We start from the raw sequence: 12,081 nt of genomic DNA on the forward strand, positions 1-12,081 counted from the left end.
ATATGGTAAAGGAGAATATACAACAAATACAAGGAGGTGTAATGTATAAAAATAACGATGAAGCCATTGATTGGGAAGCGAAAAAACTGCTTGATGAAGGTGTTTATACCGATACAGAACAAGCCTATTTAGAAGCAGAAAAACGAGTGAATAAGATAAGGGATAAATTCAGAGAGTATCAGGTTAAACAGCAATTTAAATTGAAGATAAAATCAATCAAGAAAAAACTGAATAATGATGACTATGCGAATATTCCTTATGATAAAAATAGAAAATATTGGGGGAATGACATATGACAACAAAAACAATTAAACAACAAATTGCTTCAGTACAAGAACGCTTATACTTCTTGGAAGCAAAAAAGAAACAACAAACAAAAAAAGAAAACACACGTCAGAAAATTATTTTCGGTGCAGAGGTTGCCAAAGTATTAGGATGTGATATTGGTTATGTAGATAAGGAATTGGTCTTTGGGATTCTGCTTGATATCCCAAATCTTCATGAAAGCGATATTGAAAGGTATAAAGCACAAGGCCAAACTTATATCGAAAATGTTATAAATAAATCCAAACAGTAAATTTTCCTTTTTCACGTCCGAACGGTGAGCCGACCTAAAACTTGTTTTTAGGTCGGTGAACTGTTGAGCAAGCCCCTGAGGGCGCGGTAGCTAATTTAAATAAAAAGATATAAAAAACACAGAGGTTTCTACTTTTTCAGTAATATACTTCGCGATATCGTTTACGGTATCTTAATCAAGCAGAGAGCAAGAGTGTCATGAAATCAGTCAGAAACGCAGTAGGTGTCGTTGGTTTGGCTACTTTTATAGTGTCGGGTTATGTTCAGGCAGCAAGTCTACAGGACTCGCTTTCCAATGCAGTTGGTCAATTCAGTCAAAATAACTCTTCATCTGAAGCGTTGAGTGGACTTTCTGGACTTCTTACAAACGGTAATCAGGCGCTGAGTGCTGGCAATATGAATAATGCTGCTGGGATTTTGCAATATTGCCTGAAACAGAAACTGGTTTCTGCAACCAACACGGAAAATATCAAAAATCAATTGCTGGACAAGCTTGGTTTAAGCTCTCAGGATGAGAAAAAACAGACAGATTACACACAGGGACTGGCTGGCCTTTTGAATACCCGTGATGGAAAACAGTTGAACCTGAACAATATCGGAAATACGCCATTGGCTGAAAAAGTCAAAACCAAGGCTTGCGATCTGGTGCTAAAGCAGGGGATAAAATTTATTTCCTGACATGCTTAAGGGCCATTTCAATTGGTTGGCCCTTATTATTTCTAGCGAAGTAGAAACGATCAAATTTCAAAATCTTCCAAAGTCTTACCATTTTCAAGTGCAGCGGCGATAGCTTTTGGTGTACGGCCCTGACCTGTCCATAATTTTTCACTGCCGTTTTCATCGACATATTTATATTTGGCTGGACGAGGAGCACGTTTAGATTTTGCTGACTTAGTGGCAGAAACAGAACCAAGCAGTTCAGCCGGATCGATACCATCTTCTAACAGTTTGGCACGAAGGGCTTCAATTTTTGCCAGACGTTCAGCCTGTTCTTGTTGAACTTTGGTTTCTTCTTCGCGGCGCTCTTCAACAATAACGGTGAGCTTTTCCAGCATTTCTTCCAGTGTCGCCAGATCGGTTTCTCGTGCCTGAGCACGCAGGGTACGAATGTTATTTAATACTTTGAGAGCTTCACTCATAGCTTATTATCCTGATGGTGATAAAGAATCATTGATGGGGTATATCGAAATTTGACACATGTCAATAATAAATTATATATCAGTATGGAGACGGAGGAAATAATGAAAAAGAAGAAATTAAAGAAAAATCCGCTTGAGGATACGGCAGTGTTAAGTCGAATTGCCAAAAACGCCTCACAGAAAGCGATCAACGAGGCATTCAGGGCTGGAATGCCTATCCACTGTATTTCAGAAGGAAAACTGGTAAAAGTGTATCCTGATGGAAGAATAGAGTGTGTGAAAAATCTGAATATAGAACCTATTTCTCTCGCATCAGCCGTTCGTCAGTTAACCCGCTAATTACATACCGCTATCTATTGTCTTATCCTATGTAATCGTTTATCTGTTTTTCATCGTTTCGGTGAAAAGGAGTTAAACATGGTGCTATTAAAAAACAGAAAATATAGAAAAGGGTTTTCTCTGCTGGAGTTGCTTTTAGTTTTAGGTATTGTTGCCGGGTTGGTTGTCAGTGCGTTTATTGTTTACCCTAAGGTTCAGGCAGCACAACGTGTAGAAATGGAAAGTAAGAACATCGCTGCAATTCAAGCCGGAGTGAAAGCATTCTATGCCTCTGCGCCTGATTACAGTGGATTGAACAATACCGTTGCGCTTAATGCCAGTATTTTTCCTGACAGCATGTTAAGTAGTGAGGGAGATGAAAGAAAGGTTGTAAATTCATTCAACGGTGATGTTGAGCTGGTTGCTTCGGGGATCAATCAGAATGGCAATATTATTGCCGATGCTGCTTTTTCTATAACTTATTATGGTGTACCAAGTGCTGAATGTATCAGGTTGATTTATGCTGTTCGCAATAATTTTTACTCTGTGTTGATAAACAGGGTAGCTGTTCCTCAAGACGATTATGAATTTTCTTCAAGGCGATGCAGTTCAACAACAAGCAACAGGATCACATTCATTTCATTATAATTAACTGCTATTAATATTTTCTATGTTCCTCCTTTGGTCAATAAAGATAAATGATATCTTGACCGATTTTTTATTTTTGCTAATTAACATGCATGTAAATAAAAAAGGACGATGAAAATGAAAATAACAAATCAAAAAGGGTTTTCCCTATTGGAAATAACACTGGTGTTAGGTATCGGCACAGCAATGACTTTCATTAAGTTTCAGGATATGAAAACAGAACAAGAAAATATTCTGGCCTCTGCTGTTGGTCAGCAAATGAAACAGATGGGTGAGGCGGTTAATCGTTATATCAGCATTCGATATGACAAACTTTCAACCCTGACTTCCAGTAGTAGCCAGAGCAGCGATCCGGGACCACGAACCTGTTCGGCTAATGGTTGTGAAATTACGTATCAGACGCTGGTAAATGAAGGGCTATTACCCTCTACCTATACGGGTGTAAACGCGCAGAATTCTTCCTACAAGATCCTGTTAAAGCGCGATGGGGGTTCACCTAATTACGTTATTAACGGGCTGGTTATCACTACGTTGCCGTGGTCAGAAGGGAACCGTGTTCGCTATGACTTATTAGGCCGTGCTATGCAGGCGGCTGGCATTGATAGTGGTATGACGCAATCCGCTACGGTGGCATCTGGAACCGCTGGCCAATGGGCTGAGAACCAAAATAGCTACAGTGGGATTAATGCAGCAGGATTGCTGGCCTACCGTGTTGGATATGACAGTTCTATGTATTCGGTTTATCTACGTCGTGATGGAACATTACCAATGACGGGTGATCTGAATATGGGAGGTCATAGTATTAATAACGCAAGAGATATAACAGCTTCTGGAAGCTTAAGTATTGCTGGTGTGGTTTCTGCTGGACAAGAACTTATTTCTAATAATCATTTAACTGTAAAAAATGAGGGTTATTTTGGTGGTAGGATCGCTACTAATGGATTAAATCCTCATGATTTACCTGATGGATGGGGAGGTGGTATAAGAACATGGGATATTTATGCCGTTGGAACTATAGCAACAGGTTCTGATAAAACAATTAAATCTTACTTAAATAGTCATGGAGATATCGGCGCTTCGAGGCATATTTCAGCAGGTGGAAACATAACTTCATCAGGAACGGTATCTGGTCAATATTTTCAACCCACATCAACATCTGTAGCCGGATCATCGTGCGCTTCAGACGGATTGATAAGTAAAAATAGTGAGGGATCAATCCTATACTGCCAGAATGGGGAATGGAGGGGCATCGGAGGAGGAAGTATCACCCGAACAGCCACTGACAGTTTACGTCTTCAGTCCACGGGGGATTTTAACTATCTTAATGTGTTTGTGGCGTCAAAATTTTATCCGGCAGATGGTACACACACCGGTTCAGCTACGTTTAATGTTCTGGTAGGGGGCAAGATGGTGGGACAAATCACGACTTCAATTACGGTCTGGAAAGCGGGGAGTCGTGGACATTACTGGGGTTATGAAAATACGGGCGCGACATTGCGTATGTTTGCGACAGCAGTAAAACAGGGCGATGTTGTTCAGGTGGTTATGGCAAGTGCTGGATTTCATAGCAGCAGTGATATCAGCGTTTCATTATCTCAGTAAGCGTAGGGGGAATAGGGATTTTTTGACAGGTTTATGACTTAATAAGAAATAATATCTGACCCTAAATAAAAATCTCATTCATCATTTCTGTATCGACGCCTGATACGGGTTTCGGTATTGAATCATCCATAAAAAGCGCCCAACATTCAGCCCTCAAAGGAATGTTTTACTGTCAAAGGAAAATGACAATGCCGGGTGCTGCCCGTCTTAATGACATCGGAAGTGGTCATGACTGTTTCCCTGAAACCCCGATAATCGAAGGCAGTTCTGATGTCATTATTAATGGTCAGCCTGCTGCCCGACAAGGTGATGCTGTTCTGCTTCACGGTTGTCCCTGTCCCAATGCACCACATGGTGTTCATTCCCGAAAAATCGCCGAAGGTTCATCCACCGTCATTATTAACGGTAAACCTGCTGCGCGTATTGGAGATGGTATCAATTGCGGTGGTGTCATTGTCTCCGGCAGTGGCAACGTCATTATTGGTGATACACCCCATCGTTCTCCCGTTCAGGAATGCGCTAAACAGGCAGCATTAACCCGTGCGCCATTGCTGGCATTAACACCGATGCTGGCAGTTGAGCCTGTTTTTGCCAAATCCTGTTTACGTGGAGCGGGTTGTACTGGTGCGGGAAAGGAAGAAGAGCCACAGGGCAATATCGGGGAGATGAGCTTTTATGTCGCCGAGCCTGTTGGTAAATCTATCACTCCGGCTGATAAACCGGGTGAAGTGAAACAGTATGCGCAGGCGGCGAAAAAGAAAAATTCGTCTTCTGCTGTTTCTCCTCCTCAGTCATTTGCCGGAAAAAACGAACCGTTACCCAACACCCCGTCTGGTGCGACTAACAAGCCTCAGATACCCCCGATGGAGCCGTGGTATAAAACGGTATTCGACCTGTTAGTGGGTAAAGCGGATGCGGCAATGTTGCCGCCACCTCAACAAGTGGTCATGGCAGGTACGGCAGCACAGGCGGGTGCGACCGCTGCTACGGGTGGCGCTGTAGCGCAGGCCAATCAGGATGCAGCAAAGGCACTGACACATCAGATGAAACGCCTTTCTGGTCCATCAATCTGGCAAGGCCAGTTGCAGATGGCGCAAAGTTTCTTGCTGATGGGAGCGTTGATTCAGCACCATCTGAAAGGTGAAAAAGACGATCTGCTGACACAGGAAAAGCTACTGGAGGTAGCGAAGAAACAGGGAACGGTGCCCAGTCGTGTTCGCTATCAGTGGGTGGAAGATGAGGAAACAGGCAGGCTGAAGGTGGTTGGCTACCACACCAGTATGGAAAGTGGTCGCGATCAGGTGCGCGTCAGATTACTGAAACATGATTTCCCCAATAACCGTTACGAGTTCTGGGAAGAGGGCGCAACAGGACCGACGATTTTATGGACACCGGATAATCCGGGTATGGAATTACCTACAGACACGGCACACGGTGAACAGCCTGTTATTCCGTCAGCAGTGCCGGGATTTGAAATTCCCGAAATGGATGATGTCAGCATTCTTGCAACACCGATGCCGGACGAGAAGGATTTTCGGGACTACATTCTGGTGTTCCCAGAGAATGCGTTTCCACCGATTTATGTTTATTTGAGTAAAAAGATTGATACGCCTATTTGGACAAAAACGGAAGATTTAACCCCAGTATCTAATGCTTATACGCATTGGATAAAACATCGGAAGGAGTTTTCTGAAAAAAACTATAACAATTCTAAGGAATATGTTAACGATACACATGATTTTGTTAACAATCCTCCTGCGGGGGTTTTAATAAAAAAACGTGGCAATGGTGATACTTTATATTATCATCCAGAATCAAATACATTCGCTGTAATGAATAAACATGGTGTTCCGAAGACAATGTTTAAGCCAAAGAATAAAATGTTATATTGGGAGAAGCAATGAGCAACAAATTCTTGTGTCCATGTTGTGGGGAGAGAACAATTTACGCTTTGGGCGATTATGAAATTTGTCCTGTATGTAATTGGGAAGATGACCCAGTGCAGTCGCGAGAACCTGATTGTGCAGGAGGGGCAAATCAGATGAGTTTAAATGAAGCCAGAGAAGCTTTTAAAAATGGCCAAAAAATTAAATGATGTAATAGTAGGGATACATGGCGAGTTGTTTTTTATTTGATGTTATTTATTTAAAAAATGATCTTCCAGATAAAGGGTTAAAAAAAGGAATGTTAGGGACTATTGTTCACATTTATAATGAGCCATTCCCTGCATATGAGATAGAATTTTGTGATGATAATGGTGAGACACTGGCCTGTATCACATTAAAACCAGACTGTTTTAGTAATGTTGATTTTAAAAAATAGTTTGATGATTCACTCATTAAAATAAAAATCTCATAACGATGAACTGTAATCAAAAAATTAAATAGCAGCACAACTATCTGTATGTGCTGCTCAACTTCCCACACAATTAAAGCCGTGGCCTTAATGCGTAATCCTCATGCCCGTTTCCTTAGCCTACTGGAATCACTTCTGGCGTATGAAAAGTACGGAATAACAGATCAAGTCGTTCCCAAAGAACGAAGATCAAAATCTCTTTTGCCTTGGGTTCATCCAGTTCAACAACGGCGTAAATTAATGCCCGACACTGATCGATGATTTCTTCCAGTTCCAGTGGGGTGTTATCGAACATGATAAGCCCCCGCTGCTGGATATGGCAAAAAAGCAGTAGCCAGATGCAGATTTTCAGGAAGGGAATAGGTAAACTGACAGACAGCCATAGCGTTAGTCCTTATAACGTTGAGGTTAGCCCTTGTCTGGTATTGCAAGTACCTTTCAGGGGCGATTATTTGATGAATAGCTTTGTGTTAAGGTGTGTACCTGCTTGGCTGCAATGTAAAGCTAGGATTGGTGCTAGTCAATTGCTAAACGTGATACAAAAAATCCACGTCGGGTAAATCCCAAAGCTTTCTGGTACATATAGTCCCAGACCTACGTGAACAGTTGGATGAGGCGAATACGAATACAGGTATGAGTCTGGGGGAACTGGTTCAATGAGTTACTTCTACAGGAAATAAAAAGATTGTACGGCGTATTTTTCTGGCTTAGGATTATTTATAGAAAATGGTGCGGAGAGAAGGGATATCAATAAAATAGCAACCTGTCATTACAGGCTGCTATGGATAAATCAGATGCTACGATTGTGCTTTGAAAATATTTTGGATTCAATAAAAATTATCCGATAGCAACATCTCAATTATACCTTCTGAGCTAGTCGTTCAAAGCCAAGTAATACGGAAGGACTGAATGACTCGAACTGCCATGTTGGTAACTTTTTCCGGCCAGTATTATAAGCGTTCATCAATTCATTAAGATCTGATAGTTTATCTATGCCTAAAACATATTTTGCCTTTTCAAAGTATGACTTTGATGAAGACCTTGCGAAAACTTCAAATGCACTATGAAAATGACCAACATACAGTAAAGTGTCTGGAAACCAACTGGTATAAGAATCAGTTTGATGTATACCATTTCGCAGAAAAAGTATAAAGTCAGCTTGCATTAAATAGCGAAATTCTATGCCAGAAGTCTTACTTCTTTGCTCAAGTAAATCCGCATGGATAGATAAACGCCTTAGCTCTAATCTATTATTCCGATGTTCTAAAGAGCGTAAATACTCTCGAAAAACTTCGTATCCAACCATTGCATCCTTTCCATAATCATTTCTCCCTGCTATATAATACTGTTGTGTCAATAAAACGTTAACTTCTCTAAATCTTTCATACTTCGTTAAAATGGCAACCGCATATAGAAAAAGTTCATGAATGATAAATTTAAAATTATCAAAATCCCACGTACTACAACTGCTTACATTTTCTGGTCTGCTCATGTATGGGATCAGGGCTTCAAAGAAACGATGTAATTTGAGAATATTTTCTTCTGTTGATGCATATTGAGAGAGAGTAATGAATAATGTAATTGCTTCATTTCTGTATGGCGTGAATTTATCTATATTCTCAACAACTTGATCATCAAACTCACCTTCTTTTTCGGTAATTCTAAATCTCTCAAGGTTACTAACAAATGTAGATAAATACTCATCTAAGGCACCCGAAGCAAAAATTTTGTTTTCTTTGATAGCTGATACGGCTCTTTTGTATATAGCAGTTGTTCCCAGAGATATACTATCTGATTCATCTAAAAATGAAGGGCGATTTCCTATCGCTGGTCTAGTATATAAGGGTTTGTCGTATATCCAGCGCAATAATTTATCAAAATTATCGGTATAGTTATCTGGTTCACTTAAATCAATATATATACGTGATTTGTAATAAGTGGGTAGAAATGCTTTTCCTTGTGAATCTTTTTCTGAAATAATTGCTACAAACTTCCCTTGCTCCTGATTTTCATAAACTTCACGTGAGATAATTTGGGTTTCTGTACCGACACCACCAGCTCGACCATCTGCCTTTGATGCGTAAATTTCATCGCATATAATTGCTACTTTGGTTATCTGGGGGTCTGTAACCATTTTTTCCATGAAGGCAACCGAGTCATGGCCTTCTTTTAGATCCCATTTATCAAGAATTACATGGATACCAGATTCTGTTAGCTCATTAGCCAAATCAATTACCCATTGTTCATGGGTTGGGTTAGACCAACTATAAGAAATGAATAATTTGGGATTTTCCATTTGTGCGTAAATCCTTAATGAGTGGATAACTTTGCCGTTAGTGTGCTGTGAGTTGTAACGGTTGATATCATGAGCCTTTCTTGATAATAACATTAACAGATTTTTATCAGTCATCCATGACCTTAGCTAAAATTTATCCCTTCTGCCCAAACTCAAACGGCCTAACCATCCCGTTGCTGTTAGCATCCAGAAAATCAGCCCACCATTGCAGCATTAGGCGGCGTTGTTCAAGGTGTTTGGCCTTGTGAGTGTAGGCAGCGCGAACGTTGTTCTTTTCCATGTGGCTCATCTGAAGTTCAACCACATCTTCAGGCCAGATACCCGATTCGATTAGTGCGCTACACGCCAGCGTTCGGAAACCATGACCGCATAGATCGATTTTGGTGTCATAGCCCATTTTGCGCAGTGCCTTGTTGATGGTGTTTTCACTCATAGGCTTCATCGCATCATAACAGCCAGTCAGGATAAAGCCGTCATCACCGTTAACATCATAGGTGAGGTCTTTAAGCTCTTCCAAAATTGCCAGTGCTTGATCGCATAGAGAAACATAATGTTTCCTGCGCATTTTTGCACCACGGCCTGAATGCTTGATCCCTTCAATGGATTGACGTTGTTCAGGGATAACCCATAAAGCACTTTTGAAATCGATCTCTGACCAACGGGCAAAGCGGAGTTCACTGGAACGGACAAAAATCAGCAAATTGAGTTTTATCGCCAATTGGGTCAGTCTGCTACGGCCTCTATAAGATTCAATACGTTCCAGTAGGACTGGTATCTCTTCAAGTTCGATAGCGGGGCGGTGTTCGGTCTGGGGCTTCTGAACCGCGCCTTCTAAATCATAGGCAGGATTGAAACGGATCATCTTTTGCTGGACGGCATAACGCATGATGGCTGTGGCGTACTGTTTCACCCGCATAGCGATTTCCAGATAACCCAGCTTCTCTATCTTTTTGATGGGAACCAGTAGGTCGCCTGTATCCAGTTCAGCAATATCTTTTTCACCAATGTCAGGGAACAGATAGGTTTCCAGTCGTGTCCAGACCGAACGCTGATAATCTTCCGACCATTTGGTTTTGGTGGCAAACCAGCTTTTGGCAACCGTTTTGAAAGCGCGGGTGTTGTTACGCCGCTCTTGAACGATTTTGTTGTCAGCCTGTTTTTTGGCGCTGGGGTCGATTCCCGCCGCTAACAGCTTTTTTGCTTCATCTCGTCGTTGTCTGGCATCAGCCAGAGAAACAGCAGGGTAGACGCCGATGGAAAACACCTTCTGTTTCCCTTCAAAGCGATAGCCTAACTGCCAGTATTTGGAACCGTTGGGATGTACCAGCAAGTAGAGGCCGAACCCGTCAGTGAGCTTAACCACCTTTTCTGACGGCTTGGCATTTTTTACTTTAGTATCAGTAAGTGACATGACGGCTCCCTCCGATTGCTGGTAAAAACGAAATCGAACCAGCTTTACCAGTATTTTTACCAGCAAAAGGGTATGGCTTCGAGTGTTTTTGAGTGAACGAGGGCGAACCTGAAGAAGGGGATAACCAATTGATAAAAAGCAAAAAAGCAGACGTCAGTGAACGTCTACTTTCTTTAAATTGGCTCCTCTGACTGGGATCGCCTTTGCCAGTAACTGGCTAATAATTAAGCTAAACCTGAATTCACTTTCTGTCAAGACCACCAGAATGACCACCAGTAGTTGTGGGTTATATAAATTTTGTTTGAGCAATCCACGGCATATGATGATCGTTATTATGGTGTTCCCTGAAAAGGAAGAACAGTTAGAGAGGGCAACGACGAGACTATCCTAATGGAACTGACTCTAAAGAGGTCTAACTGTCTGCTCGTTCCAAAAGTAACAATACGGTGATCAACGGCGACCTCGTCAACGGTGCCACACGTAGTGTCTAGAACTTTGGCGTACGTCTTAGCAGGGTGGTGGTCAAATTAATTTTCAATAATTTATTGATTTCTAATGGTAAGGTTATATTCTAGAGATGTGGTTCACGTAATGTGGTTTGCAATTCTGACTAGAGGATGTATGGGATGCCTGTCTTCTATGCTTCATTTTATAAAATGATATGTATTATATTTTGTTGGGGCAATATAAATGGCTTCATCTAAAAGTGTATCTTTCAGGACTCACCTACTTTCTAATACATTAGATCTTATGGCTGAAATTGATCTTGAATGTAGCTTAACTTCTAAATTAATTTCAGGGATCGTATCTCAACTAGCCGCTTATACAGAAGAAGGGGTGCCATTAAAACCTGCTGTTTTTATATGTAACTCAATTTCGGCTTTATTGCAAAGAGCTGGTGTGGGCGAGTATATCCCTCTTTCAGGTGATATTGCGAGTGATACTGCTGGCCCTAAAATACTAAAGGCAGCGGCACCTCTTTGCCGCGATAACTGGAGAATATATATCGAACGCTCTAGCACAGGACAAACGTGCAAGTTCGGTGTTTTTTGTGGAAGTAGTGACCCTTCATCTTTAACTGTTGATGAGGTTGTATTAGATAGTTTTTCGCATGGTTTCCCTGTAATAAAAATTGCACAAAGCGCAGTCAATAAAGTTGAAGTCAGAACAAATTCAGGTAGCAAAATAGAGTTCCGCTTTAATAATGATAATGACATGTCAGAATTAAATTCTGAAGCTCATATACATGGACTTGCAAATGCCATCTCGGCTAATTTGGGCGACGATTCTGAAATCTTCTCAAGCTTCGTTGAAAGATTGCTAAGTTCTGCTGTGAACAACAGCCATGGGACATTAATTGCAGTTATTTCTTCTGATACAGATATATTGCCAGTATCACTGCAAGATGCTGTTCTTCTGAGTCCTTCAATAAATCTCTTTGATAAGGTCAAATTACATACTGACGAAGGGAAAACAGCGATCTCCGTAAGCAGATTACAAGCAGCAGCGGAATTAGTATCGGGATTTATTAACAGTGATGGCATAACTATATTTAACAAATCGGGATGTGTTTTAGGATATCGAGCTTTTATTCGTAATGATGAAATGTCCAATATTTCTGGTGGGGCGAGAAGTCGCGCATTTGAATCGATGAAGCAACTTATTGGATCAGAATTATCAGCGGCCTTTTTTCGTTCTCAAGATGGGCGTACTGATCTTCATACTATATATTGAGG

14 protein-coding genes are annotated in these 12,081 nt (G+C 41.2%); 10 read left to right on the plus strand and 4 right to left on the minus strand.

The features are described from left to right. Positions 1-41 precede the first annotated feature (41 nt). The 3 genes from AB8809_RS08250 (at position 42) to AB8809_RS08260 (ending at position 1,254) form a co-directional block, all read left to right on the plus strand. On the plus strand, positions 42-296 hold the full coding sequence (locus tag AB8809_RS08250; RefSeq protein ID WP_349856224.1) for a hypothetical protein: 255 nt from the start codon (positions 42-44) through the stop codon (positions 294-296). Continuing rightward, a complete protein-coding gene (locus AB8809_RS08255; protein ID WP_349856223.1) occupies positions 293-577 on the plus strand; it encodes a conjugal transfer protein TraD in 285 nt (94 codons plus the stop codon). The genes AB8809_RS08250 and AB8809_RS08255 overlap by 4 nt, the downstream gene beginning before the upstream one ends. A gap of 197 nt (positions 578-774) precedes the next feature. Next, the gene (locus AB8809_RS08260) at positions 775-1,254 is read left to right on the plus strand and encodes a DUF2501 domain-containing protein (RefSeq protein ID WP_249642808.1); all 480 of its coding nucleotides are present in this window, start codon (positions 775-777) and stop codon (positions 1,252-1,254) included. Between the two features lie 59 nt (positions 1,255-1,313). On the opposite strand, the gene AB8809_RS08265 is transcribed toward AB8809_RS08260, so the two are convergent. Beyond that, positions 1,314-1,715, minus strand: a complete 402-nt coding sequence (locus AB8809_RS08265; RefSeq protein WP_349856222.1) for an H-NS family nucleoid-associated regulatory protein — start codon at positions 1,713-1,715, stop codon at positions 1,314-1,316. 102 nt (positions 1,716-1,817) lie between these two features. Here AB8809_RS08265 and AB8809_RS08270 point away from each other — a divergent pair, with 102 nt between their 5' ends. The 6 genes from AB8809_RS08270 to AB8809_RS08295 all read left to right on the plus strand — a co-directional run bounded on the left by AB8809_RS08270 (position 1,818) and on the right by AB8809_RS08295 (position 6,605). Next, positions 1,818-2,054: a hypothetical protein gene (locus tag AB8809_RS08270; protein WP_349856221.1), complete on the plus strand. Its 237-nt coding sequence runs from the start codon at positions 1,818-1,820 to the stop codon at positions 2,052-2,054. A gap of 78 nt (positions 2,055-2,132) precedes the next feature. Next, positions 2,133-2,681, plus strand: a complete 549-nt coding sequence (locus AB8809_RS08275; RefSeq protein ID WP_349856220.1) for a type 4 pilus major pilin — start codon at positions 2,133-2,135, stop codon at positions 2,679-2,681. A 117-nt stretch (positions 2,682-2,798) separates the two neighbouring features. After that, the gene (gene pilV, locus AB8809_RS08280) at positions 2,799-4,283 is read left to right on the plus strand and encodes a shufflon system plasmid conjugative transfer pilus tip adhesin PilV (protein ID WP_369987342.1); all 1,485 of its coding nucleotides are present in this window, start codon (positions 2,799-2,801) and stop codon (positions 4,281-4,283) included. A gap of 188 nt (positions 4,284-4,471) precedes the next feature. Beyond that, complete coding sequence (locus AB8809_RS08285; protein ID WP_349856219.1) at positions 4,472-6,187, plus strand: type VI secretion system PAAR protein; 1,716 nt, start codon at positions 4,472-4,474, stop codon at positions 6,185-6,187. Further along, on the plus strand, positions 6,184-6,378 hold the full coding sequence (locus AB8809_RS08290) for a CPCC family cysteine-rich protein (RefSeq protein ID WP_005969660.1): 195 nt from the start codon (positions 6,184-6,186) through the stop codon (positions 6,376-6,378). The genes AB8809_RS08285 and AB8809_RS08290 overlap by 4 nt, the downstream gene beginning before the upstream one ends. Before the next feature lie 17 nt (positions 6,379-6,395). Further along, positions 6,396-6,605 carry a DUF4926 domain-containing protein gene (locus AB8809_RS08295; protein WP_349856218.1) on the plus strand — a complete coding sequence of 70 codons (210 nt, stop codon included), beginning with the start codon at positions 6,396-6,398 and terminating at the stop codon, positions 6,603-6,605. Positions 6,606-6,753: 148 nt separating this feature from the next. Here AB8809_RS08295 and AB8809_RS08300 read toward each other — a convergent pair whose 3' ends face one another. From AB8809_RS08300 to AB8809_RS08310, 3 genes are all read right to left on the minus strand, one after another. Further along, entirely contained in the window at positions 6,754-6,933 is a 180-nt protein-coding gene (locus AB8809_RS08300; protein ID WP_119880498.1) for a hypothetical protein, read from the minus strand. Between the two features lie 564 nt (positions 6,934-7,497). Then, entirely contained in the window at positions 7,498-9,048 is a 1,551-nt protein-coding gene (locus AB8809_RS08305; protein ID WP_349856217.1) for an SEFIR domain-containing protein, read from the minus strand. Positions 9,049-9,067: 19 nt separating this feature from the next. Next, positions 9,068-10,345: an integrase arm-type DNA-binding domain-containing protein gene (locus AB8809_RS08310; RefSeq protein WP_349856216.1), complete on the minus strand. Its 1,278-nt coding sequence runs from the start codon at positions 10,343-10,345 to the stop codon at positions 9,068-9,070. A gap of 690 nt (positions 10,346-11,035) precedes the next feature. Here AB8809_RS08310 and AB8809_RS08315 point away from each other — a divergent pair. Beyond that, on the plus strand, positions 11,036-12,079 hold the full coding sequence (locus AB8809_RS08315; RefSeq protein WP_323665776.1) for a hypothetical protein: 1,044 nt from the start codon (positions 11,036-11,038) through the stop codon (positions 12,077-12,079). Positions 12,080-12,081: the final 2 nt, after the last annotated feature.

This window comes from Pectobacterium aroidearum, assembly GCF_041228105.1.
GTDB classification, from domain to species: Bacteria; Pseudomonadota; Gammaproteobacteria; order Enterobacterales; family Enterobacteriaceae; genus Pectobacterium; species Pectobacterium aroidearum.

Coding starts and splice junctions, on each gene's coding strand:
- AB8809_RS08250 (WP_349856224.1), top strand. CDS start 42: ATGTATAAAAATAACGATGAAGCCATTGATTGGGAAGCGAAAAAACTG.
- AB8809_RS08255 (WP_349856223.1), top strand. CDS start 293: ATGACAACAAAAACAATTAAACAACAAATTGCTTCAGTACAAGAACGC.
- AB8809_RS08260 (WP_249642808.1), top strand. CDS start 775: ATGAAATCAGTCAGAAACGCAGTAGGTGTCGTTGGTTTGGCTACTTTT.
- AB8809_RS08265 (WP_349856222.1), bottom strand. CDS start 1,715: ATGAGTGAAGCTCTCAAAGTATTAAATAACATTCGTACCCTGCGTGCT.
- AB8809_RS08270 (WP_349856221.1), top strand. CDS start 1,818: ATGAAAAAGAAGAAATTAAAGAAAAATCCGCTTGAGGATACGGCAGTG.
- AB8809_RS08275 (WP_349856220.1), top strand. CDS start 2,133: ATGGTGCTATTAAAAAACAGAAAATATAGAAAAGGGTTTTCTCTGCTG.
- pilV (WP_369987342.1), top strand. CDS start 2,799: ATGAAAATAACAAATCAAAAAGGGTTTTCCCTATTGGAAATAACACTG.
- AB8809_RS08285 (WP_349856219.1), top strand. CDS start 4,472: ATGCCGGGTGCTGCCCGTCTTAATGACATCGGAAGTGGTCATGACTGT.
- AB8809_RS08290 (WP_005969660.1), top strand. CDS start 6,184: ATGAGCAACAAATTCTTGTGTCCATGTTGTGGGGAGAGAACAATTTAC.
- AB8809_RS08295 (WP_349856218.1), top strand. CDS start 6,396: ATGGCGAGTTGTTTTTTATTTGATGTTATTTATTTAAAAAATGATCTT.
- AB8809_RS08300 (WP_119880498.1), bottom strand. CDS start 6,933: ATGTTCGATAACACCCCACTGGAACTGGAAGAAATCATCGATCAGTGT.
- AB8809_RS08305 (WP_349856217.1), bottom strand. CDS start 9,048: ATGACTGATAAAAATCTGTTAATGTTATTATCAAGAAAGGCTCATGAT.
- AB8809_RS08310 (WP_349856216.1), bottom strand. CDS start 10,345: ATGTCACTTACTGATACTAAAGTAAAAAATGCCAAGCCGTCAGAAAAG.
- AB8809_RS08315 (WP_323665776.1), top strand. CDS start 11,036: ATGGCTTCATCTAAAAGTGTATCTTTCAGGACTCACCTACTTTCTAAT.